Here is a 24,213-nt window from a genome sequence, read left to right as displayed (position 1 = left end):
AATCAGAAGAGTATGAAAAGATATAAATTGAAACTTTCGATAATCACAGCCGGGGTAACTTTCCTGATGGGAATAGTTGGTTGTACGGATTCATTTGAAAGAGTGAATACCGACCCTGACAGAACCAATGAAGCTCCGATAACGAATCAGCTGGCATACGTTATTCGTTATGCTTCGACAACCTTGTTCGATCCGTGGAACGATATGAACGAACCCAGTACTTACGGTGGGCATCTGACCAAAATACAGTATATCGACGAGTCGCGGTACGAATTTCGAACTGGGGTGGTGGAGAATAAATGGTACTATGTGTACCTGACCCTCAATAACGTGAAAGATATCCGCAGACGTGCGGTAGAGGATGGTTTGGTCAATATGGAAAGTGCTGCTAAAGTTTGGGAAGCGATGTTGGTGTCGATCGCTACCGATACGTGGCGGGATATACCTTATTCGGAAGCCGCACGTATGGACGAAGGTATTTTATTGCCGCGTTATGACAAGCAGGAAGATATTTATCCGGCTCTGCTGGAGATGCTGGCTACGGCTGCGGACGGGTTTGCTTCGGGTGCTTCCGATCCGTTGGGGGATGGTGATATATTGTTTGGCGGGGATGTACAGAAATGGCAGAAGTATTGCAATTCGATGCGTTTGCGTTTGGCCATGCGTATTTCCGGAGTCGATGCCGGATTGGCTAAATCGACTGTCGAGCAGATTATGGGAAATCCTGCAAAATATCCGGTCATGGAGGATAATAAGGATAATGCATTCTTTGTATGGCCGGGTGAAACGCCTTATATCGAGCCTTGGGCAAATGATAGTCGTACACGTGACGACCATGCCGTTAGCGACGTATTGGTAAATCTGATGAAATCGTTGGATGATCCGCGTTTGCCGGCCTATGCCCATCCGGCTTCGGACGGTGAATTCCGTGGAGGTGTGATCGGTGCTGCTTCAGTAGAACCGGACCTGAGCCTTTTCTCGCGTATCGGAGCTCGTTTCCGTGACGAATATAAAGGTTTTACCCCGTATTACCGTTCGGCAGAAGTTTATTTCCATCTGGCAGAAGCGGCCAAATTGGGATGGTCGGTCGGTATTTCTGCCAAGGATGCCTATGAAAAAGGAGTGACGTTATCGTTGCTGGAAAACGAGATTGAAGATGCTACGGCTTATCTTGAAGGTAAGGCTAAATTCAACGATACGTTGGAGCAGATCTACGAACAGGAATGGATCGCATTGTTCAAGCAAGGTATGGAAGGGTGGTCGTTGTACCGCCGCACAGGTGTGCCTGTTACCAATTATCATGCACCGGGCTCCCATTATATAGGGCATAATACTCCGCCTTTCAGGTATCCGTATCCGATCAATGAATCGAGTTTGAACGGTGCTAACGTGGAACCCTTTAAAGCGGAAATCAAAGATGATTTCTGGGGCAAACAGATGTGGTGGGATACCCGCACGGGAGTTAATTGATAAATGACACTTTTTTATTTATTAATATCAACAAGCTAAGATTAAATATTAAAGCCAAAACCAGAGAGAACCTAAACAAGACACATCTTTTTAAGACCAGGATGGACAGGGATGTTCGTCCTGGTTTGTACAAGACAGACTGCATCAGGTTTTAACCTGCATTGCAAGTTTGTATATCCAAGATGTCGGAGTGAGCCAAAACTAAAAGAGGTTATCCAATGAGACCTAAAAAAATGAAATTTACCCCTGTTACAGGTTGTAGCAGGGGTAAACTTATTAAAATTATCAGACAATCTCTTTAATGAACAGATATTAAAACAGGCTATTCACTGACTTGTTGAACCGTTTTGTTAATAGTAACCATACCTGAGTTTGATTCTGATGAAATACTATATTGAAGAGGTATAGGACGCATAACCTCTACTTTTTTAGCATATTCTAGAGTTGTGGTACCATCCGCATTTCCAGCACTACATCTTATCCAAAAAACACCATATTGTGCAAACTTTACCAAAATCCTGGAGCCAAGATTATAAATTATTGTTGCCGAAGAAGGTACAGTCCAATTATATGTTACTCCTGGTACACTAAAATCTAATACTGCCTCATAAAAAACTTCTTCTCCTACTTCTGGTCTTTGAGGACCATTTATGTTTATTACCCTTGGTCCATTTGTATCAACCGCATAACTTCCTTCTCCTGATGTGATGGTTAAACCATCTTCACTACAGCCAAAGCTTGATATACTTGACGGTGCATTACCTTGGGCGTTTATTTGCAAAAATGCAAAAGACAATAACAAAATAAAGGTGATTTTCTTTCTCATGACGTTTGATTTTTAAGGTTAATAAATGAAGTTGAAACAACGCTGAAGATATAAAAAATAAAGTATGTGATAAAATTACCCCGTGTGTTCTATGGCATATTTTTTATCTATATTTCTATCACCTTCCCTTCCTTCCTGCTCCTTTCCGCTGCAAACGCCATCAGATGGCTTTCCAGCGACTCGTCGAGCGGTGTACTCATCAGGCTGGCGTCCTGGCGGCGGATGGCCTCAATCCAGTCGCGGATCATGCCGGCATCACCACCGCCGTGGCCTACGCCTTCGTAGTTGAGGGCGTCTTCGGCGTTGGCATTGTATGTTTTGGATATGCCGGTGACGAAATCGGTATGGGTGAACGTCTCCATATCGCCGACGATGTCGCCACGTGTCCCCATGATGCGAGTACGGCGACCACCATAAGAGGTGAAGGCCTCGATCGAGAAGTTGACCGTTACGCCGCCTTCAAACTCCATCAACATCATATAATGATCCGGCTGGTTGTTCTCGCAATGGTAGACGCATTTGCCGTATGGGCCCGTTTTCAGGTTTTCCAGGATCACGTCGCCCTGCTTGTCCGGGTCTTCCGGCAGGTCGAATACGTAGAGCCAGGTGCGGTCGCGGTAGTAAATCTTCAGGGCGGAGAAGGGGCAGGACGCTTCTGCCGGACAACCGTCGGTACAACGTGCCGGGGCACCTTCGGGAGCATTCTCTGCCTTGAAATGTGCCAGGTCGCCGAAGGCTACCACTTTCTTACAAGGTTTGCCGATGATCCAGTGAAGGATGTCCAGGTCGTGGCTCGATTTGGCCAGAACCAACGGCGTACTCGCTTCCGAATCACGCCAGCTTCCGCGTACGTACGAATGGCTCATGTGCACATGCTCCACCGGCTCGAAATGCTGGATGCTGACCAGCTCGCCGATTGCCTTGCTGTTGATCATCTCTTTCAACATCCCGAAGTAAGGCGAGTAACGCAGTACATGGGTAAGACCTACGATCTTTCCTTTTTCTTTGGCATAAGCAACCAGACGGCGACATTCCTCGTCGGTCTGTGCAATCGGTTTTTCGAGCAGGATGTCGTATCCCAGGTCGAGCGCTTTCATGCAAGGGGCATAATGAAGGTGATCGGGGGTGGCGATAATTACGGCATCGGCAAACTTGGGACGGCTGAGCATCTCTTCCCAGGTGGCGACACGGTTTTCCTGGGGTACATGGTATTTGTCGCCGTATATGTTGCGGCGCAGTTCCACCAACTCCGCAATACCTGTGATTTGCAGGTCGTCCGGATGTTCCAGTGAATAATCGCCGTACAATTTACCTCTTCCGCTGGCTCCCAGAACGATGGCTGATACGGGAGTGGTCTTTTCTGTGTTCATGGTCTAAGATGATTATGAATGAATATTCCCCAAATATAGGATAAATTCTTTATAAACCGTTCATATGATAGGTTACTGTATGAAATAAACCTATTGCTATTCACCGGATTGTCCGGTCTTGTAACAAAAAGGTAAATACATCTTAATTTTTTTGTTGCGGTTTTGTAATATGGCACCTCTACATTTGCAGCATAATTTAATAGATAAAAGAAATCGTTATGAAAAAGAGTTTAGTGTTATTAGTTGTTTTATTGGGTACTTCGTTCTCTATGCTGCATGCCGTGACAGTTGCCGATGGAGATAACGACAAGGCAAGCAAAGCAAATGTGGAAGCAGCTCCTGTCGAAACATGGGAGTTTTATTCTGCCGTGCAGGAACCTACTGCTGAAGAACTGGCTAACGCAAACAATCATAAGTTCGGCAAAGAGGTCGGATGCTTGTACAATGCGTTCATGGATATGTATGTGATTAAAGAGGAAATAGTACCGGGCGACCCGTCACGCCGTACGGTGATCCGTAAACCGGGTATCTATAATGCCGTCCGCTCGATCGAGAAACAGCTGAACAAAGATGTGAAGAGCAAGAAGCTGACAAAGGAAGAGGCATCGGACGAATTCGCCAATGTGCTGAAGATCGCCCTGGCCGCTATCGACTCCGATACCAATACGTTTGAAGAAGCCCTACAGGGTAACAAGAAAGACTCGTCGCGTCTGCTGGCGATCTTTGATAACGTCAAGCTGAAAAGCCTCTACTAATTTCCTCCTCTCTACTCCCCATCCCTTTATATTTTAGTGGAAACGAATGTTTTAGGGCAAGTCCGAGACCTTGCCCCGGGACTTCGTATGTGTACATCAATTAATGTTTATATATGAAAAGCAAATTTTACTTATTGATTTGTAGCTTTCTGATTTGTTCGACCCTGGCCTTTGCCCAAGCGGTGAAAGTGACCGGGACGGTAACGGACAAACTGGGTCCCGTGACAGGAGCCGCAGTGGTGGTTAAGAATTCAGTTGTCGGAACCGTAACGGATATAGATGGTAATTACGAGATCGAAGCACCGAAGAACGGTACGTTGGTCTTTTCTTTCGTAGGATATGAAACGGTGGAACGTCCGATAGGTAACCTGAAGGTTATCAATGTGGAAATGTCGGACGACGTGAAGCTGATCGATGAAGTGGTGGTGACCGCCATCGGTATCAAGCAGCAGAAAAAGAAACTGGGATACACCACCCAGCAGGTGAGCACCGAAGCGTTGGAGCAACCCGGTACGGTGAACGTGGGTAACGCCCTTTCCGGGCAGGTGGCAGGCCTGACGGTCAACAATCCTACCGGCATGTTCCAGGCACCCAGCTTCTCCCTGCGCGGTAAGACTCCGCTGATGGTGGTGGACGGTATTCCTGTCGAGTCGGATCTGTTCGATGTATCTCCGGAGAATATCGAGAGTATCAACGTGTTGAAAGGAACGGCGGCAGCCGCCTTGTACGGTTCGCGTGGTAAAGACGGGGCGATCCTGATCTCTACGAAACTGGCCAAGGAAGAAGGGCTGGTGGTCACTGCGGGTATCTCCAGCATGGTGACAGCCGGTTTTACGGTATTTCCCGAGACACAGAACGAGTTCGGTTCCGGTTCGAACGGACAGTATGAGTTTTGGGACGGTGCCGACGGTGGTATCTCCGATGGCGATATGACCTGGGGGCCTCGCTTCGAAGGGCAGAAGATCGCCCAGTGGAACAGTCCGATCCGCGACAAGCAGACGGGAGAGACGATCCCCTGGTGGGGCGATGTGGCCGGATCGGTTTACGACGACCGTACCCGCTACGAACGTGTGCCGACCACCTGGGAAGCCCACGATAACCTGAAAGACTTCCTCCGTACGGGTGTCATCACCAAGGCTACTTTCTCGGTGGCGAACAAGACGAAAAAAGCGAACTACAATTTCAACGGTGACTTCTCCAAGCAACGCGGGCAGGTTCCGAATACCTCTATCTATACAGGCGGCTTGAACTTCAATAGTATGTTTAACCTGAGCAACACGGTGACGTTGTCGGCCAACCTGTCGTACAACAAGGTCTATTCACCCAACTATCCCCGCTACGGTTACGGCCCGAAGAACCATATGTACACCATCCTGCTCTGGATGGGTAACGATGTGAACGGCAAGGAATTGTCCGAACATATGTACCGTCCCGACTCGGAAGGTACGCGCCAGGCAAACTACAACTACGCCTGGTACAACAACCCCTATTTTGCAACCAACGAGTTGACCCAGAAGCATGACCGCAACACGACGAACGGGCAGGTGAAACTGAACTGGGACGTATTGCCCGGCCTGACCGTGCAGGGGCGTGCCGCCGGACGTCTGGAGAACACGTTTGAAGATATGAAAAGCCCGAAGTCGTACATGAACTACGGCGACTCCCGCAACGGTGACTACAAGACCTGGAACACCGACCAGCTCGATATCAATGCCGACGCCCTCGCAACCTATACGCAGGCGGTGAGCAAAGACTTCGCTTTCACGGCCAACCTGGGAACTTCCCTCTATTACCGCCAGATACGTAAGGAAGCGCAGGCAACAGACGGTCTGATCGTTCCGAAAGTGTACAACCTGGGTAACAGTCTGAACCCGGTGAGCGCAACAAACTCCATGAACGAGAAGGCAATCGAGAGTGTCTACGGCTCTGTCAATATCGACCTGTTCGAATCGGTCTTCCTGACGTTTACCGGACGTAATGACTGGTCGTCTACCTTGTCTGCGGCAAACAATTCTTATTTCTATCCTTCCGTCTCCATCAGTACGCTGGTGAACGAATATGTGAAACTGCCCTCCTGGATGGATTATCTGAAGGTGAACGGGGCATGGGCGCAGGTGTCGAGCGACCTCGACCCGTATGCTTTGCAGGCCACTTATGCGAAAGGTATCCTCTACGGAAGTACGCCTTCGGTGACCTATCCCAATGCTGTGACCGATCCTTCGGGTTCCGGTACGGTTACCGCCCTGGTTAATCCGGATATCCTGCCGCAGAAGACCTCTTCTTTCGAAGTGGGTATGTCTACCTCTTTCCTGCATAACCGGCTGGGATTGGATCTGACCTATTACCGTATGCTGGACGAGAACAGTATCATCAAGTTGCCTATATCCGAAGCTTCCGGTTTCCCTTACCGTTTTGTCAACGGGAATGAATATACGACAAACGGTTTCGAGTTGATCGTTAGTGCCACTCCGGTGCAGAACAAGAACTTCACCTGGAACCTTTCCACCAACTGGAGCAGCAACATCCGCAAGCTGACGAAGATCTACGGCGGGCAGGAGAAGTTCGGCGACCTCAGGGTGGGCGACCGTGCAGATGCCATGTACGCTACCGAATGGGAAAAGACTCCCGACGGGCAGCTCATCCTCGACAGTAACGGCATGCCTACCCAGAGTGCTTTCAAGACCCACATAGGCAACCAGTCGCCCGACGTGCGCTACGGTCTTCAGAATACATTCAGGATAAAGAACTTTACGGTTAATATCGATATAGACGGAGCGATCGGCGGTACGCTGATCTCTACGACGACCCAGAAGATGTGGTGGGGCGGCAAGCATCCTAAGTCGACGATGTACCGCCAGGAAGAATACGACAACGGCGGCAAGGCGATCTATGTGCCGGAAGGGGTGAATATCGTGAGCGGCGAAGTTTCGTACGATGTCAACGGAAATATCCTCTCCGATACCCGCCAGTACAAGAAGAACGAGACGGCTGTCAACATCCAGACCTGGGCGCAGAACTATCCTTACCGTGCCGTGGTACGCACCGCCGAAAGCGAATTGTTTGCCAATACATTCAACCGTTCTTACCTTAAACTGCGCCGCGTGGCTGTTTCCTACGACCTGAAGAATCTTTTCGAAATGAATAAGATCAAAGGACTCGAAGTGACCCTCTTCGGTAATAACCTGGGTGTATGGAAAAAGACCCCGTACCTCGATCCCGACTTCGGTGCAAGCGACAGCGACCTGCAAGACCCGTCGGCACGTTATATCGGTATCAGCGCATCAATCAAATTATAATCACAGATAAAACAATGAAGAAGTATCTAAAATATATCGTTGCCGGTGCCGCATTGGCGTTTACCTGCAACTCCTGCATCGACCTGGAAGAAATGAATATCGACCCGAACAACCCGACCACCACCGATCCGGCGTTACTGCTTACCGGCTTGTCGTTCACCACATTTGAGGAGTCGAGTGCTTCGGTCTGCCATGCCACGAAAATGTTGATCCTGACTTCCGGCGAGAGTACCTACCAGGTGTACAAATGGACACGCGGTGGTTTCGATTATTACAACAACCTGCGCAACGTAGCGAAGATGAAGGAAGAAGCGGCTAAAGGCGACCAGACGGCCTACGAAGCACTGGCTCTCTTCCTGGAAGCCCATTATTACTACATGCTCACGATGCAGTTCGGCGACGTGCCTTGCAGCGAGGCCATGCAGGCGGAAACAAACGGCTTGTACCAACCTAAGTACGACTCTCAGGAAACGGTGCTCGCCACGGTGCTGACCAAACTGGAAGAAGCAAACTCCTTGCTGACCGACAATAACAGTATCATAAGCGGAGACATCATCTACAACGGTGACCTGATGAAGTGGCGCCGCCTGATCAATGCCTACCGTCTGCGTGTCCTGATGTCGTTGTCGAACAAACAAACCGTAGGCAGCCTGGACGTGAAATCCACCTTCGCCCGTATCTCGCAGAACGAACCGCTGATGACAAGCGATGCCGACAACGGCCAACTGGTCTTCCTCGATCAGCAGGACGACCGTTACCCTTACTTCAACGACAGCGACTTCGGTTCGGGACGTTATATGGACTCCACCTATGTGGCTGCCCTGGCCACCCGCAAAGACCCGCGCCTGTTTGCTTTCTGTACCCAGACCCCGGCAGCTGAAAAGGCCGGCCTGGCCATCGACGATTTCTCTTCCTACGACGGGGGAGATCCTGCTATTGCCTACAGCCTTGTGAACGACAAGGTGACGCTGGGCGGCTGTTCCAAGCCGGCTACCCGCTATTACCAGCATGCGACGAACGAACCGATGATCCTGCTCGGCTATACGGAGCAGCAACTGATCCTGGCGGAAGCTGTCGTGCGTGGTTGGATTACGGGTGACGACCGGGCTCTTTACGAGTCTGCCGTCAAGGCATCTTTCCGTTTTTATGAAAAGTATGCACCCACTGTGGCCGCTTACCTGGATGAAGAGGCGGCCGCGGCTTACCTGCAAGGCGAGAAGGTGGCTTACAGCCCTTCGCTGACAAAGGATCAGAAGATAGAACGTATCATCCTGCAGAAATACATACCGACCTTCCTGCAAGGCAGTATGTGGATGCCGTATTACGACCAGTTGCGTACGGGCTATCCCGAATTCCGCAGGGCTGCGGGCGTAAACCTGCCTTACCGCTGGATGTATCCGCAGAACGAATATAATAACAATGCTGCCAACGTAGAGGCTGCCCTGCAATCGCAGTTCGGGGGCAACGACCGGACATCCGACAAACCGTGGTGGATTAAATAAGTTATAGTGAAATGAATAGAAAAGAATTTTTACGGACATCGGGGCTTTTGCTCCCGGTGTCTTTTCTGGGAATATCCGGTACGAAAGCAGCCGGAAAGGAAACGGCAAGCGTAACGGGGGCAACAGGCGCTTCTTATCTGGATAGCCCGTTGTATAAGGCACATGCCGGCAAACTGAAGTTCCGTGCGGATGGTACGTTCAAGATCGTACAGTTTACCGATATCCACTGGGTGCCGGGCAATCCGGCTTCGGAAGAAGCAGCTGAACGCATGAACGAAGTGCTGGATGCCGAAAAGCCTGACTTCGTGATCTATACCGGCGATATCGTATTTGCCAAACCCGCAGCAGAGGGTTTCCGGAAAGCTTTCGAACCTGTCATCTCCCGCAATATCCCCTTTGCCGCTACGCTGGGTAACCATGACGACGAGCACGATATGACCCGCCGCGAAATCTATACGTTTATCAGTGAAATGCCGGGAAACCTGACCGGAACGGTGGAAGGTATAACCGGAGTAACAAACTTTATCCTTCCTGTCAACAGCTCGGACGGTTCAAAAGAAGCCTTTCTTCTCTATGGCTTCGACAGTCTGGCCTATTCTGTAAAGGAAGAGACTAAAGGTTACGACTGGATCAAACCCGATCAAATCGACTGGTACAGGAAGAGCAGTGCCGCCCTGACCGCAAAGAACGGAGGAAAACCGCTTCCTGCACTGGCTTTCTTCCATATCCCGGTGCCCGAATACAATCAGGCCGCTTCCGACGAAAATACGTTGCTGATCGGTGTCCGTAAAGAGAAAGCCTGTGCACCCTTCGTCAACTCCGGACTGTTCACGGCAATGCTGGAAGCAGGCGATGTTATGGGTACGTTCGTCGGCCACGATCATGTGAACGACTATGTCGCCAAATGGAAAGGTCTTCTGCTGGGCTACGGACGTTTTACCGGAGGCAAGACCGTCTACCATGATGTGCCCGGTGGAAACGGAGCCCGTGTATTCGAACTGACGGAAGGCAAACGTTCTTTCAAGTCATGGATACGTTTGAAAGATAACACGGTCATTTCATCCATCCATTATCCGGCAGACTTTGTGAAGGGTGGGGATACGAATCCGTTCGGCTAGGCATGTAGGAATAGTTTCACTAGGGAGAAACAACTGTTTCATGCCGATGGAACAACTGTTTCACCCTAATGAAACAACTGTTTCAGGCGAGGGAAACAATGAACCTATTCCTGACTAGTCTTCGCTGTCAGCTGAAGCCAGAGGAACAACGCTCCCGGTACCGTAATAATCGCAGCCGATGCCAGCAATGCAATCTGCAACGAATACATATCGTTCAGCCAACCGATGAACGGTGCGATGGCTGCAAACATCAACCGGATGATAAAGTTACGGATGGAGAGGACGGTGGCACGCATCTCCGAAAATGTCATCTGGTTGATGTATCCTTTTAATATAGGTGTGGCGAATCCTCTGATCACGTAGAATACCATCAGGATCGCCAACCCGAAATAGGTTAGGTTGAAAGCCAGGGTGATATAACCGCCTACCACGAAAGTAAGGATCAGTATCCCCATCTTCTTAGGCCCAAAATAGCTGTCTACCCGGTCTGAGTAAAGGGCGGCAATGCCTACCGTCAGGTTCAGCACCGTCCAGATCACACCGAACCACGAAGTCGGCGTTTTCATATACATCAGGTAAGGCTGCACGAACCAGGCCATTGTCAGGGTGGCAGCTCCGATAATCCCCGAAAACATGATATTATAACATAACTGGCGGTTGGTGATAAGCGAATATTTGATGATCCGCACGATCTCGTTCAAAGGGCTTTGTATCTTGCTTTTTATCTTCAACTCTTGCAAGGCAAAGGCCGCAGGGATACCACTGAAAGCGATGATGGCCTGTGCATAGAACGGATAACGCAGCGAATAAGCTGCCAACAACCCACCGAAGATACCGGCAATGGCTTCCGCAAAATTCCCGATCATCGTGATACGTCCTTCATACCGCAGATAAAGGTTTTCTTTCTTATACTGCACAGTTGTATCGTACAGCAGTGCGGAGTCTGCCCCGTTCACCAGCGTCTGTCCTGTCCCCAGCAGGATTTCTGCCACGACAAATGCCGCGAAAGTGGAGGTGAAGGAATAGCACAAATAACCGAAGAAGAAAAGAATACATCCCAGTATCAGACATTTGCGGCGTCCCCAAACGTCTGCCAGATAACCCGAAGGTATCTCGAGCGCTACGGCGGCTATGGAATAAACACTTTTCAGGATAAAGACATCCTGTAGCCCCAGCCCATGGTCTTCATAGAAGAGCACGATGATCGGCATGACCAGGGTAAACCATTTGGATAACTTAATAATGTATAGTGCAAGTATATTCCGTTTCATTAGGCTGTTTCTTTTCTTATCGCACCGCAAAGATACAATGTTTTGATTTACCCTTATTATTTATTGCCAGTTAGTAAAAAAGTTCTTACTTTGCGACAGATTTAGACTACTAACAATTAAAAGATAACAAACTGATACCATGATTTGGAATGAGACTATTGAATGTATGGACCGCGAAGAAATGCGGAAATTACAGAGTATCCGGTTGAAACGGGTTGTCGAACACGTTTACCATAATACCCCCTTTTATCGTAAGAAAATGCAGGAAATGGGTATTACCCCGGATGATATTCAATCTATTGAAGATATATCCAAGTTGCCGTTTACGGTAAAACAGGATTTAAGAGATAATTACCCTTTCGGACTGATGGCGGTGCCGATGTCCGAGATCGTTCGTTTACATGCTTCTTCGGGTACGACAGGAAAACCGATCGTGGTAGGATATACCCGTAAAGACTTGTCTATCTGGTCGGAAGTGGTGGCACGCTGCTTGACGGCCTATGGCATTACAAAGGACGACTCTGTGCAGGTTTCCTATGGTTACGGCTTATTTACCGGTGGCTTGGGCGCACATGGGGGAGTTGAAAATATCGGTGGAACCGTTATTCCGATGAGTAGTGGTAACACGCAGAAGCAGATCCAGCTGATGCACGACTTCGGGGCAAAAGGTTTGGCTTGTACACCTTCTTACGCCTTGTATCTGGCCGAAACGATCCACAGTTCGGGTATTCCTCTGGAAGAGTTCCAGTTGAGGGTAGGAGCTTTCGGTGCCGAGCCCTGGACAGAAAACATGCGTAAGGAGCTGGAACAAAAGCTGAACATTAAAGCATACGATATCTATGGCCTGACAGAGATCTGTGGCCCAGGTGTCGGCGGCGAATGTCAGTGTCAGAACGGTACACACCTTTGGGAAGACCATTTCTTCCCCGAAATTGTCGATCCGGTAACCTTGCAACCGGTTGAGCCGGGTGAACAGGGCGAGTTGGTATTTACCACACTGACGAAAGAAGGTATGCCGATGATCCGTTACCGTACGCGCGACCTGACGCACTTGATCTATGAAAAGTGCGAATGCGGCCGTACAGCTGTCCGTATGGGACGTATCCTCGGACGTAGTGACGATATGATGATTATCCGTGGTGTCAACGTATTCCCGTCGCAGGTAGAATCCGTATTGCTGGAAATGCCGGAATTCGAACCGCATTACCTGATCGTGGTAGACCGTGTGAACAACACCGATACCTTCCAGATTCAGGTGGAAGTACGCCCGGATTACTATTCGGACGAAATGAACAAGATGATCGCGCTGAAGAAGAAGATCGCCGCCCGCATGCAGAGTGTGATCGGTATTCAGCCTGATATAAAGATTGTGGAACCGCGTAGCCTCGAACGCAGTCAGGGCAAGGCTAAGCACGTGATCGACAATCGTAAGTTAGTTTAAACCTAAAAAAATAAAGTGCTATGTTAATTAAACAGTTATCTATCTTTCTTGAGAACAAGAAAGGCCGTTTTACGGAAGTGGCAAAGATTTTGGGTGAAGCGGGAGTGAACATGTCGGCCTTTACGGTGGCAGAGAATTCCGATTTCGGTATCCTGCGTCTGATCGTTTCAGATACGGAAAAAGCAATTCAGGTACTTCGCGAAAAATTATATGCGGTGAGTGTGGCGGATGTGGTGTGCCTGCACTGCCCCAATCAACCGGGTGCATTGGCAAAGGCGATGGAAATCATTACCTCGGCTGGTATTTTTGTTGAATATATGTATGCATTCTCACAGGGAGAGGCAGCTAATGTGATTATTCGTCCCGACAATGTGGAGAAGTGTGCAGAGGTTCTGAAAGCCAACAAACTGGAGCTTATTGCTGCCAGCGATTTATATAAGTTGTAAATATTAACGTTATGCGCTTCGTTATTTTGCAATAAAAAATGTAACTTTGCGCGCTAAAAGTATGTGAATGAAAAAGGTTGTATTTTTATTGATGATGATTACGGTCTTGTTATCCTCTTGCGGGGAATATAACAAGATATTGAAAAGTACGGACTATGAACTGAAGTATTCGTATGCAAAGAAGTATTTCAATGCAAAGCAATACAACAAGTCTGCTACCCTGCTGGATGAACTGGTTACAATCTTTAAAGGAACTGCTTATGCCGAAGAATCCCTCTACCTGCTGGCACAGAGCTATTACGGACAGAAAGATTATCAGACGGCTTCGCAATACTTTAATACGTATTACACTACCTATCCGAAAGGCGAGTACACGGAGTTGTCACGCTATTATTCGGGATATGGTTTGTATCTGGACTCTCCTGATCCGCGGTTAGACCAGACACAGACGTATGAAGCTATTAACCAGCTACAGCTCTATCTGGAATATTATCCGCAGAGCGAACGGGCGACCGAAGCACAGAAGATCATGTTTGAATTGCAGGAAAAGCTGGCTTACAAGGAATTATTGGCAGTCAGACTGTATTTTAACCTGGGTACTTACATGCGTGACAATAACTATTTGTCTGCCGTGATTACCGCCGAGAATGCATTGAAGAACTATCCTTACTCTAAATACAGGGAAGAGTTCATGTTCTACGTATTGCGTGCGAAGTACGAACAGGCTATTGCCAGTGTGGAAGAAAAGTTGCAGGGTCGTTATCGTGAGGTAGTGGATGAATACTACACTTACATCAACGAATATCCGGAAGGCAAATACGTAAAACAGGCACAGAAGTTCTACGATTATGCCAGCAAGAGAATAACAGATGTGTATTAACGATATTATTTAATCAATAAAGTAAAATGGATTACAGAAAGTCTAACGCCCCTTCGAATACGGTTACCCGTGACATGATGAAGTTATCGTCCGACACGGGAAATGTGTATGAAACAGTAATGATCATTGGTAAACGGGCTAACCAGATTGGTGTTGAAATGAAGCAGGACCTGGAAAAGAAACTTCAGGAGTTCGCTTCTTATAACGATAACCTGGAAGAAGTTTTCGAAAACAGAGAGCAGATCGAGATCTCCCGTTATTACGAAAAACTTCCGAAGCCGACACTGATCGCTGCTCAGGAGTATGAAGAAGGTAAGGTTTATTATAAGAACCCTGCTAAGGAAAAGAATAATTTCTAAGAAGAAATATTGTTTAAGACATGAAAAGGCTGACCCTGATAGAGTCGGCCTTTCCATTTAAAACGAACTAATAACCATGTTACAAAGAATACAGACAGTTTACTTACTTATCATCGTGGCCTTGATGGTCGCTACGTTATTTTTACCGTTGGCTATGTTTCAGGCTGGCGACCAGTTCTACTCTTTCGATGCGACAGGCATCAGCACCATCGCAGCAACTCCCGAGCTGGTCTATCCGACCTGGGGATTATTCGCCCTGACGGCTGTGATCTCTATCCTGGCATTGGTTACCATCTTCCTGTTCAAGAAACGCATGTTGCAGATCCGCCTTTGTATCTTTAACGGGATACTGATGCTGGGCTTCTACGGCCTGTTCGCTTTCTTCGTATGGGTATTGAAAGACCGGTTGAACGATGCCGCACTGAGTGTGAAGATCGCCCTCTCTTTCCCGCTGATCAGCCTGATCCTCGATTATCTGGCTATCCGCAATATCGGAGCTGATGAAGCACTGGTACGTTCGCTGGATCGTCTGAGATAAGATAGTATATATTGTCCGTAGCGGACAGAAAAAGTTATACATAAGCGCAGTCATGTAGTAAATACATGGTTGCGCTTTTTTTTTTGTTAACGTAGTCCTGGTTTAACCGCAACCGCTCCAAATATATCCTGGGCCTTTATCTATGGCTTATTATACAGCCGATTTAATAAATAACGAAAATACTTTAGACGATTCCAAACATCTAATGCCTCCTGTATTGCTTCTTTTGCTGTGTGAAATAAACAAAAAATTGCCTATGATTTAAAAACGAAAACAAGTGTTGAACAAAAGGGAAAACCACCCTTTAAATTAAAAGAGAGAAAAGTTACCTAGAAGAAAAAAACTTAAAGAAAAAATGACATTAAACATGAAGAGAGAGAATTTCCGGGGAATGAAAAACTGGAATGTGGCCTTCGCCCTTCTTTTTTTATTCTCTGCCGCTCCATCGAAAGCGGACACAGGAAAAGGTTCGATTGCCTTGAATCCTACTATTAAAGAAAGTGCTGGCATGCCGGTCAGCCAACAAAATGAACGTATCATCAAAGGTGTTGTAAAGGATGCTACAGGTGAAACGGTGATTGGAGCCAACGTATCGGTTGCTGGAACCAGTATCGGGACAGTAACTGATGTGGATGGCAACTTCTCCTTAAAAGTACCGGCAGGGGCTACCCTGAAAATATCCTTTATCGGTTATAAAGATGTAAACGTAAAGATTACTAACCAGCAAACATTGGATATCGTTTTGGAAGACGACTCGCAAGCGTTGGACGAAGTGGTGGTCGTTGGTTTCGGTTCACAAAAGAAAGTGAATTTGACAGGATCTGTATCTGTCGTCGATGCCAAAGAGCTTACTTCCCGTCCGGTTACAAACGTATCCCAAGCCTTACAAGGCTTAGTGCCGGGTATGAACTTCAGCTATGGCTCTGATGGCAACGGAGGAGAAATTGGCCAGGATATGAAAATTAATATCCGCGGTGCCGGTACCATAGGTAATGGTTCCAATGCCTCGCCATTAGTGTTGATTGACGGCATGGAAGGTGATATGAACGTCTTGAATCCGAATGACATTGAAAGTATTTCCGTTTTGAAAGATGCTGCCGCCTCCTCCATCTACGGTTCACGTGCGCCATTCGGTGTCGTTTTGATCACTACCAAGAAAGGTAAGGCAGGTAAAGTCAACATCAGTTATAACGATAATTTCCGTTGGAGCCATGCCATTAACATGCCGCAATTACCGGATTCATATACCTATGCGCGATATATGAATTTGGCAGCCGATAATACTCAAGAGGGTCCCCTTTTCCCGGCTAAGAACCTGGAACTCATGCTAGCTTATCAAAATGGAGAAATACCCAGCACGCAGACAACGTTTGCCAATGAGGATGGGAAGACATGGAACTGGCTGGGAAACTCTAATAATGACTGGTATGATATTTTCTTCGGAGGCACTGCTTTTTCACAGGAACATTCATTAAGTATTAATGGGGGTACTGAAAAGTTCCAATATTACCTCTCCGGTAACTTTATGGACCAAACGGGTCTGATCAGTTTTAATCCCGATAAACTGAAAAGATACACAGTGACAGCCAAAATAAATGCTGAATTGTTCCCCTGGTTACACGTGAACTACAGCACCAAATATATGCGTAAGGATTACACCAAGCCGTCTACCTTGGATAACAACCAGTATTATCACGACATGGCCAAACGCTTTCCCTCCGAACCTATGTATGACCCGAACGGTAATGCCCAGGTTGGGTTGCTGTCCCAGTTACTTTATCAGGGCGAAGATGCCAGTCAGACTGATTGGTTATACCAGCAATTCCAGGTTGTACTGGAACCCGTTAAAGGATGGAAGGTATTTGGAGAGTTGAATTATAAGACTGTTGATGGATTTCAACACAAGGATGTATTACATCTTCCACAACATTATGTAGATGGAACAGAATATTTCAGTGACACCAATTCTGTCGCAGAATATGCCGAAAGAACAAATTTCTTTAATCCGAATGTTTATACTGATTTTATGAAATCACTGGAAGGCGGCCATAATTTTAAGGTCATGGTGGGTTTCCAGGCTGAACTGAATAAATGGCGTAAACTGGGTGCCAGTCGTACAGACCTTATCACAGAGAAAGTTCCTGATTTGAATACAGCCACAGGACCTGATAAAATTGAAATTGATAAGGATGCAGGTGACAAGAATCATTGGGCGACAGCCGGTTTCTTCGGACGATTGAACTATGATTATAAAGAACGCTACCTGATAGAGTTTAATATGCGTTATGACGGTACTTCCCGTTTTGCCGCCGACAAGCGTTGGAACTGGTTCCCTTCAGTATCCGCCGGTTGGAACGTAGCACGTGAGGAATTCATGGAACCGCTGGAAAACACGATCAACACTTTAAAGATACGTGGTTCATGGGGTGAACTTGGTAATCAAAATACTAAAGCGCTTTATCCCTATATTCAGACAATGCCATTTGTTGCCAATGATAGCAAAAGCCACTGGCTGTTAAGCAATAGCAAATTTGAAAACACAGCCGCTTCCCCCGAACTGATTTCAGCGCTTTTGGGTTGGGAAACCATGCGTTCCTGGAATGTCGGCTTCGACCTGGGGATGTTCAATAATCGTTTGAACATGAGCTTCGACTGGTTCAACCGAAAGACTATAAATATGGTAGGGCCGGCCCCCACTTTACCCGCTGTGCTAGGTGCCGACGTTCCTAAAACAAATAATGCCGACTTGCAGTCTACCGGTTTCGAACTCGATCTTTCATGGAGAGACCGTATTGACGCAGTACAATATGGAGTACATGTGCTTCTTTCGGACGACCGGCAGAAAGTCTTAAAATATCCGAATGAAAAAGGATTACTTTCTACATGGAGAGCCGGAGAATATATGGGCGAAATCTGGGGATTCGAAACGATTGGAATTGCCAAGAGCGATCAGGAAATGCAGGATCACCTGGCATCCCTGCCCAATGGCGGACAAAGTGAAATAGGCAAGAATTGGGCTGCCGGTGATATTATGTACAAAGACTTGGACGGAGACGGAACAATCCACAAAGGAACTACGGTAGACAATCCGGGTGACTTGAAGATTATTGGTAACAACACACCGCGCTACAAGTTTGGCCTTGATCTGGATGCCTCATGGAAAGGCTTTGATATACGCGTATTCCTGCAAGGTGTATTGAAAAGAGACTATTATGTAGATGGAAACATGATGTTCGGCGCTACCGGAAACAGATGGCAATCCGGCTTTTTCAAAAGCCAGATGGACTTTTACCGTGACGCAGATGACTTCTGGGGTGAAAATCATGATGCCTATTTGCCAAGGCCATTGTTCAATGGGCAAAACCAAGAGAAACAGACTCGCTATCTACAGAGTGCCGCCTACTGTCGTCTGAAGAACCTGCAAATAGGATATACCATCCCGGCACGTTATACGCAGAAGGCCAGAATTTCTAATCTGAGAATATTCTTCTCTGCCGAGAACCTGTTTACTATAACTTCATTACCCGATGCTTTCGACCCCGAAACTTTGGGTACAGGATATGGGGCAAACTGGAATGACGGGACTTCTACAGCCAAGACACATCCACTGTCACAGACATTTTCAACAGGACTTAGTGTTAATTTTTAATTGAATAGCAAATGAAAACATTAAATAAATACTTATTTATATTAGCAGGAGGATTGATCGGCCTGAGTTCATGCAATGATTTCTTAGACCTTGAACCCTTGGATAAAGTTACTCCCAATAATTACTTATGGTCTGAAGCCGACTTGGCATCTTATGCCATCAAGGGATACGACTTTCCTGCACATGAAGAAAAATATAATATCGGGAGCTGGGGCAATGATAATAACACTGATAACCAGGCAACATCAGGTTACGACAATAAATGGTTGCCCGGGCAATGGAAAGTTCCTGAATCTATCAAAGAAGATGATGATCCATGGAATTTCAAGAAAATAAGAAATGCCAATTATTTCATTGAGACCGTAATGCCACGTTATGATTCCAAGAGCATACAAGGCGACGACAATAATATCAGGCATTACATTGGCGAAGTCTACTTGCAGCGAGCATGGAATTATTTCTCCAAATTACAAAAATTAGGGGATTTTCCTATTATCAAAAGTACATTAATAGATGAAGAAGGGCAATTAATAGAAGCCAGCAAACGCAGTCCTCGTAATGAAGTAGCACACTTCATCATCAATGACCTGGATTCAGCCCTGATGCTTTTGAGTAATACGGCTCCGTCGGGAGGGAAAAACAGGATTACCCGCAATGTGGCCTTATTGGTCAAATCAAGAGTCGCTTTGTTTGAAGCAAGCTGGCTAACTTACCATAAAGGTACGGCTTTAGTCCCCGGTGGTCCCGGATGGCCCGGTGGCGAATACACAGGCGCAAACCTGGACAATGAGATAGCTTTCTTCCTGAAGGAATGTAAAGCGGCATCCAAAGAGCTTGCAGACCAGGGACTGTTGGCACAAAATACAGATAAAACGGGTATTAATCTGTCAGATACGACTAACCGTGGCATGAGTAATCCTTATTTCGCACAGTTCGCTTTGGAAGATATGAATTCGGCTCCCGAAATACTTTTGTGGAAACGGTATAGCTTTACATTGGGTGTAAAACATGGTGCCACTTCTTATATATTAAGCGGAGGTAACACCGGATTCACCCGTCAATATGTAGAAACATTCTTGTGCAGGGACGGCTTGCCAATTTACGCTTCCCCCTTGTATAAAGGAGATAAATCCGTTAAAGATGTAGAAACCGACAGGGAGTCGCGCCTTAACCTATTTATGATGCGTCCTTACGAACATCTGGATAAACAAACAAATGAAGCTGGAGAATATAATGGAGTTTCATGGCCTTATGCTCCTACCATCATTGACAACCCGGAAGTAAGATCTGTTACAGGTTATGGCCTGCGTAAAGGTCTGGCAGCTGATACTTATTATACTAGCGGCGATCAAAGATCTGTAGAAGGCTCACCTATTTTCCGGGCTGCCGAAGCATATTTGAACTATATTGAGGCTGATTGCATGGAAAAGGGAGGAAACAGTATATCTGCTGAATCCGAAGCTTATTGGAATGCTATTCGTGACAGGGCTAATTTACCGGATTACCATATTACATTGAATGCAACAAAACTGGATAAAGAGTCTGATTGGGGTGTATACTCTGCAGGAAGACAAGTATCTCCGTTGCTATATTGCATCCGCCGCGAACGTCGTTGCGAAATGATAGAAGAAGGTCTGCGTATGATGGACCTGAGACGCTGGAGAGCCCTGGATCAAGTTAATGGTTATCAAGTGGAAGGCGTAAACCTTTGGGGATCAGATTTGAAAGACGCATATCCCAAATTGGATAAGGATCAGAAACCCACAGGTGAAAGTCTGCTTATTCCTGAAGGACAACAGAATGCAAATGTTTCCAACCTTGCAAACAGCGGCGAATATTTACGTCCTTACAGGGTCATCAGCCAAGGTAACAATCTTATGTGGGACGGATATAAATGGTGTGAAGCGCACTATCTTGATCCGATTGCACTGCATCATTTCAAATATACATCTAGCGACCCTAACGATCTGGGATCTTCTGTGATTTACCAGAATCCGGGATGGCCGTTAACCTCATCGGGAGCCATAGGCTATTAACATAAAACTAATTGATGTGTGGGAAGGTTCCCCTCTGTGAAAGAGGGGGCTTTTCGTTCGTATCTTTTGATTTTATGTTGCGTATTGAACTAAATATATCTAGTAACAATTTAAATTTTAAACGTTATGAAAAAGACAAAAGTTATTATGTTGTTGCTTTTTTTCTTTGTATGTGGTATTTGCTTTGCAACTCCACAAAATATGGAAGAAACAGTTGCCAGTAATAATCCCAGTGTGGCAAGTACGACTTATAAAGTCAGTTTTTTTGAGAGATCTACAACTGGATTAGATGTTTCAGTAGCAGGGCCTTTCTATACAGCCACGTATAAAGATGATACCGGTTCACATTATTTTGATCATGATGGAATTGCAGACGTTGGCGCTAATGGGGTTGTATCGTTTTCTACCTATTCATATTCAGGCCAGACTGTTGTTCAAATTCTTGTCGATAATGGTCGTGTAACTTATGTGCTAGGAACTTCAGGCGGTACTTATACACTTCCTCCGATTACATCGAATACGACGATCACTATCATTTATCAATTAGGAAGCGGAGGAAATTGATTTGATCTCTGTTGATGACCTACATTCTTATGATGTTAATTCAAATGTTGTGATAGAATGCCTTCTCATTTCGAAATACAATGTATTTTAAGTTATAACTTTAAATTTATTTATCATGGCAATATTAATTAGAGCAATCCAGCGTGCTAATCCGCGGGATAAGGATGCGCCGAAGAAATGGTATGCCGTTCAGAACTCCACCGGATTGGTTCCGGAAACGAAAGTGGCTGAACTCATTTCCGACGAGACGACTCTGAATCCGTCGGAAGCGTTGATGTCTATCCGCCAACTTCGGAAGGTAATCCAACGTTTGATGGCAGACGGGCATAGTGTGAAACTGGGTGATTGGGGTACGTTTTCTCCATCCCTTAACAGTAGGGGCAAGGATAAGAAAGAAGATCTGAAGGCTACGGATATTAATTGTGTAAATATTAATTTCCAGCCCGGTGAAGAATTGAAGGCTGCTATGCAAAAAGTGGACTTTATATGGATCGACAAACTGATTGAAGGTAAAACGAATACAGGCGGCGGTTCAGGAGAAGACGATCGTCCGGTTATTGAATAATACTTATTTTCTGAATGAAAAAAGACTCCTCTCCGGGTTTTCCGGAGGGGATTTTTTATCCCCTTTAGTAAGATGAAGAAGTCAATTCCGAAACATGAAGAAACAAACTCCGAAACTTGAAGAAGTTTGCTCTGAAACATGAAGAAGTATTTTTCGAGACTTGAAGAAGTCAGCTATGTGAGATGAAGAAGTTTGCTTCGTGAGATGAAAAGGTCGACGCTGTGAGATGAAGAAGTCAGTGTCATGGGATGAAGAACTTATATAAAGAAGAGCCGGAAGTAACATTTACTCCCGGCTCTTCCGGTATCTGTCGGAATATAGTATTATTCCACCGGCCGAATAACAAACTCGAACGTCGTCTTCTCTACCGGCACCAGATATTCCGGCAACACGCCCGGGCCGCAGGTAGCCGTACCTACGCCCGCCTGCTCAGCATCCAGATGGACGGTGACTGTACCGCTTCTTCGTAATTGATTTATATGTGTAGCGTTGTCTATGTTGCTGTCGCTGAACGGAACCAGGCTGAACTGCCACGGACGGGCGGCGGTGACATGCAAGCCGCTACCCGATTCATTCGTGATCGTTGCCCAACGCATATCCGTGCGGTTTCCGGTGGATTGCGGTTTCACGTAGTAGTGGAACATCCGTTCGGCATCCGTATGGTCGATGGCGATACGGCCGCTCTGGATACGGTCGATGTAGGTTTCGCCGGTACGTCCCAGGTAGGAAACCTGCGCATATTCAGCCGGCATTTCGAACGTCAGGCCGATACGGGCCAACGATTTGACGATGGCAGTGTCGGGCGTGAAGGTCGTTGCTATCGCTACTGTGCCGTCGGGGTTGAGTCTATAGTCCTGCGTGGCTGTCCCTACTGTCTCGCCTTTGTCATTCAGTAGTGCTACTGTTGTCTGCACACTGTTTTTGCCTGTCCGGAAGGTGCGGGCCTGCTGAGTGAGTTTATCCAAACCGGCGGCTTTCCAGAGACGGGCACCGTTACGGTCGCGGTTGTCGTTGTCGGTGATCGGGCGGTAGAGACTGATGGTGACAGGGGTCGAGAGCAATTCCTTGCCGTCGAGACGGTAGGATGTCATGGCGCCTGTCTCCGGCGAGAAAGAGATGCTTACACGGTCGTTGCCGAAAGTATTGCCGTCCTGTTTCAGGGCGGAGGCTTTCAACGACGGGAGTGAAGGCCGGTAGTTCTTGTTGGCTGTCAATACGAACTGGTCGTAAGCCGCTTCGTGGGTGACGGGGATGAAGGGGCGAGCCTGCTTCGGTGTCCAGCTCAGGTTGAGGAATACCTCTTTGCAGTCTTTCGGCAAGGCGGTTTTACCGAGTGTCAGTGTCGTTGTTTCGTGGGGGAGACAGTCGACGGTTTCCGTTCCCTGGCGGACGATGCGGCCGTTGTCGGTTAGCAGTTGCCAGTTCAGTGTATATTCGTTGAGGTTGCTGAAATCGTACCAGTTTTTGATGGAAAGCGTCAGCGTGCGTTCGTCCGTTAGCTGCGTTTTGATGTACTGGTACACCTTCTTCACTTCGTTCAGATGCGGGTGGGGGATACGGTCGGCGCTCACCAGGCCGTTGCAGCAGAAGTTGTCGAAGCTGGGGATACCTTTGGGGCCGTAATCGCCGCCATACGTCCAGTACCAGTTACCGTCTTTGTCGATTTCGCGAAACGACTGGTCTACCCAGTCCCAGACGCAACCGCCCTGTGCCATCGGTTCGTTTTCGAATACATCCCAGTACTCTTTCAGTCCGCCTACGCTGTTACCCATCGCATGCACGTATTCGCAGAGGATGAAGGGGCGGTAAATGGGCGGTTCCTTCTGGTTCAGATATTCTTTGATGACGTCTACGCTGCGGTACATGCGACAGTAGATGTCGGTGTTGTAGTTCTGTTCGGCACGTTCGTATTGCACGGGGCGAGTCTTTTCGACCGACTTCAACCAGTCGTAGGTACGTTCGAAATTGATCCCGTTGCCGGCTTCGTTACCTAAAGACCAGATCACGATGCAGGGATGGTTCTTCGAACGTTCGTACATCCGGCGGGTACGATCCAGGTGGGCCGGCAACCAGGTAGAGTCTTTGGCCAGCGATTCGGGGCCGTAACCCATTCCGTGCGACTCGATG

The 24,213-nt window shown here is 47.2% G+C and carries 18 protein-coding genes; 14 read left to right on the top strand and 4 right to left on the bottom strand.

All coding sequences use genetic code 11. The features are described 5' to 3' along the window. The first annotated feature begins 12 nt into the window (after positions 1–12). Positions 13–1,470, top strand: a complete 1,458-nt coding sequence (locus QZ076_RS16640) for a SusD/RagB family nutrient-binding outer membrane lipoprotein (RefSeq protein WP_293714906.1) — start codon at positions 13–15, stop codon at positions 1,468–1,470. A 322-nt stretch (positions 1,471–1,792) separates the two neighbouring features. Here the strand turns inward: QZ076_RS16640 and QZ076_RS16635 are convergent, their stop codons facing one another. Together QZ076_RS16635 and QZ076_RS16630 are read right to left on the bottom strand one after the other, a co-directional pair. Next, positions 1,793–2,296: a hypothetical protein gene (locus QZ076_RS16635; protein ID WP_293714904.1), complete on the bottom strand. Its 504-nt coding sequence runs from the start codon at positions 2,294–2,296 to the stop codon at positions 1,793–1,795. A 107-nt stretch (positions 2,297–2,403) separates the two neighbouring features. Beyond that, entirely contained in the window at positions 2,404–3,666 is a 1,263-nt protein-coding gene (locus tag QZ076_RS16630) for a Gfo/Idh/MocA family oxidoreductase (RefSeq protein ID WP_293714902.1), read from the bottom strand. Positions 3,667–3,884: 218 nt separating this feature from the next. Between QZ076_RS16630 and QZ076_RS16625 the strand changes: the two genes are divergently transcribed. The 4 genes from QZ076_RS16625 (at position 3,885) to QZ076_RS16610 (ending at position 10,337) form a co-directional block, all read left to right on the top strand. Next, positions 3,885–4,421 carry a hypothetical protein gene (locus QZ076_RS16625; RefSeq protein WP_293714900.1) on the top strand — a complete coding sequence of 179 codons (537 nt, stop codon included), beginning with the start codon at positions 3,885–3,887 and terminating at the stop codon, positions 4,419–4,421. Between the two features lie 113 nt (positions 4,422–4,534). Beyond that, entirely contained in the window at positions 4,535–7,717 is a 3,183-nt protein-coding gene (locus QZ076_RS16620; protein WP_293714898.1) for a SusC/RagA family TonB-linked outer membrane protein, read from the top strand. A gap of 14 nt (positions 7,718–7,731) precedes the next feature. Further along, positions 7,732–9,219: a SusD/RagB family nutrient-binding outer membrane lipoprotein gene (locus QZ076_RS16615; RefSeq protein ID WP_293714896.1), complete on the top strand. Its 1,488-nt coding sequence runs from the start codon at positions 7,732–7,734 to the stop codon at positions 9,217–9,219. Between the two features lie 11 nt (positions 9,220–9,230). Then, on the top strand, positions 9,231–10,337 hold the full coding sequence (locus tag QZ076_RS16610; protein ID WP_293714894.1) for a metallophosphoesterase family protein: 1,107 nt from the start codon (positions 9,231–9,233) through the stop codon (positions 10,335–10,337). A gap of 104 nt (positions 10,338–10,441) precedes the next feature. On the opposite strand, the gene QZ076_RS16605 is transcribed toward QZ076_RS16610, so the two are convergent. Then, positions 10,442–11,608, bottom strand: coding sequence for an MFS transporter (locus tag QZ076_RS16605; protein WP_293714892.1), 1,167 nt, complete (start codon positions 11,606–11,608; stop codon positions 10,442–10,444). Between the two features lie 139 nt (positions 11,609–11,747). Between QZ076_RS16605 and QZ076_RS16600 the strand changes: the two genes are divergently transcribed. From QZ076_RS16600 to QZ076_RS16560, 9 genes are all read left to right on the top strand, one after another. After that, a complete protein-coding gene (locus QZ076_RS16600) occupies positions 11,748–13,049 on the top strand; it encodes a phenylacetate--CoA ligase (protein WP_028726751.1) in 1,302 nt (433 codons plus the stop codon). A gap of 20 nt (positions 13,050–13,069) precedes the next feature. Then, entirely contained in the window at positions 13,070–13,495 is a 426-nt protein-coding gene (locus tag QZ076_RS16595) for an amino acid-binding protein (protein WP_028726750.1), read from the top strand. Positions 13,496–13,562: 67 nt separating this feature from the next. Beyond that, positions 13,563–14,375 (top strand): outer membrane protein assembly factor BamD, encoded by an 813-nt coding sequence (bamD, locus tag QZ076_RS16590; RefSeq protein ID WP_293714884.1) that lies wholly within the window; start codon positions 13,563–13,565, stop codon positions 14,373–14,375. A gap of 26 nt (positions 14,376–14,401) precedes the next feature. After that, the gene (locus QZ076_RS16585; RefSeq protein WP_028726748.1) at positions 14,402–14,734 is read left to right on the top strand and encodes a DNA-directed RNA polymerase subunit omega; all 333 of its coding nucleotides are present in this window, start codon (positions 14,402–14,404) and stop codon (positions 14,732–14,734) included. Positions 14,735–14,810: 76 nt separating this feature from the next. After that, on the top strand, positions 14,811–15,272 hold the full coding sequence (locus QZ076_RS16580; protein WP_293714882.1) for a DUF4293 domain-containing protein: 462 nt from the start codon (positions 14,811–14,813) through the stop codon (positions 15,270–15,272). Between the two features lie 367 nt (positions 15,273–15,639). Beyond that, positions 15,640–18,921, top strand: coding sequence for a TonB-dependent receptor (locus QZ076_RS16575; protein WP_293714880.1), 3,282 nt, complete (start codon positions 15,640–15,642; stop codon positions 18,919–18,921). Positions 18,922–18,932: 11 nt separating this feature from the next. Then, complete coding sequence (locus QZ076_RS16570; protein WP_293714878.1) at positions 18,933–20,957, top strand: RagB/SusD family nutrient uptake outer membrane protein; 2,025 nt, start codon at positions 18,933–18,935, stop codon at positions 20,955–20,957. 126 nt (positions 20,958–21,083) lie between these two features. Continuing rightward, positions 21,084–21,521 carry a hypothetical protein gene (locus QZ076_RS16565; RefSeq protein WP_293714877.1) on the top strand — a complete coding sequence of 146 codons (438 nt, stop codon included), beginning with the start codon at positions 21,084–21,086 and terminating at the stop codon, positions 21,519–21,521. Positions 21,522–21,636: 115 nt separating this feature from the next. Further along, a complete protein-coding gene (locus QZ076_RS16560; RefSeq protein ID WP_293714875.1) occupies positions 21,637–22,086 on the top strand; it encodes an HU family DNA-binding protein in 450 nt (149 codons plus the stop codon). Positions 22,087–22,409: 323 nt separating this feature from the next. Here QZ076_RS16560 and QZ076_RS16555 read toward each other — a convergent pair. Then, the coding region (locus QZ076_RS16555) for a glycoside hydrolase family 2 TIM barrel-domain containing protein (protein ID WP_293714873.1) at positions 22,410–24,213 on the bottom strand (1,804 nt) is incomplete at its 5' end.

Source organism: uncultured Parabacteroides sp., assembly GCF_905196875.1.
GTDB lineage: Bacteria > Bacteroidota > Bacteroidia > Bacteroidales > Tannerellaceae > Parabacteroides.
The sequence above is the reverse complement of the archived record's forward strand: the minus strand, read 5'-3'. Positions and strand labels throughout refer to the sequence as shown.

Coding starts and splice junctions, on each gene's coding strand:
- QZ076_RS16635 (WP_293714904.1), bottom strand. CDS start 2,296: ATGAGAAAGAAAATCACCTTTATTTTGTTATTGTCTTTTGCATTTTTG.
- QZ076_RS16600 (WP_028726751.1), top strand. CDS start 11,748: ATGATTTGGAATGAGACTATTGAATGTATGGACCGCGAAGAAATGCGG.
- QZ076_RS16625 (WP_293714900.1), top strand. CDS start 3,885: ATGAAAAAGAGTTTAGTGTTATTAGTTGTTTTATTGGGTACTTCGTTC.
- bamD (WP_293714884.1), top strand. CDS start 13,563: ATGAAAAAGGTTGTATTTTTATTGATGATGATTACGGTCTTGTTATCC.
- QZ076_RS16570 (WP_293714878.1), top strand. CDS start 18,933: ATGAAAACATTAAATAAATACTTATTTATATTAGCAGGAGGATTGATC.
- QZ076_RS16585 (WP_028726748.1), top strand. CDS start 14,402: ATGGATTACAGAAAGTCTAACGCCCCTTCGAATACGGTTACCCGTGAC.
- QZ076_RS16595 (WP_028726750.1), top strand. CDS start 13,070: ATGTTAATTAAACAGTTATCTATCTTTCTTGAGAACAAGAAAGGCCGT.
- QZ076_RS16580 (WP_293714882.1), top strand. CDS start 14,811: ATGTTACAAAGAATACAGACAGTTTACTTACTTATCATCGTGGCCTTG.
- QZ076_RS16605 (WP_293714892.1), bottom strand. CDS start 11,608: ATGAAACGGAATATACTTGCACTATACATTATTAAGTTATCCAAATGG.
- QZ076_RS16615 (WP_293714896.1), top strand. CDS start 7,732: ATGAAGAAGTATCTAAAATATATCGTTGCCGGTGCCGCATTGGCGTTT.
- QZ076_RS16610 (WP_293714894.1), top strand. CDS start 9,231: ATGAATAGAAAAGAATTTTTACGGACATCGGGGCTTTTGCTCCCGGTG.
- QZ076_RS16640 (WP_293714906.1), top strand. CDS start 13: ATGAAAAGATATAAATTGAAACTTTCGATAATCACAGCCGGGGTAACT.
- QZ076_RS16575 (WP_293714880.1), top strand. CDS start 15,640: ATGAAGAGAGAGAATTTCCGGGGAATGAAAAACTGGAATGTGGCCTTC.
- QZ076_RS16565 (WP_293714877.1), top strand. CDS start 21,084: ATGAAAAAGACAAAAGTTATTATGTTGTTGCTTTTTTTCTTTGTATGT.
- QZ076_RS16620 (WP_293714898.1), top strand. CDS start 4,535: ATGAAAAGCAAATTTTACTTATTGATTTGTAGCTTTCTGATTTGTTCG.
- QZ076_RS16560 (WP_293714875.1), top strand. CDS start 21,637: ATGGCAATATTAATTAGAGCAATCCAGCGTGCTAATCCGCGGGATAAG.
- QZ076_RS16630 (WP_293714902.1), bottom strand. CDS start 3,666: ATGAACACAGAAAAGACCACTCCCGTATCAGCCATCGTTCTGGGAGCC.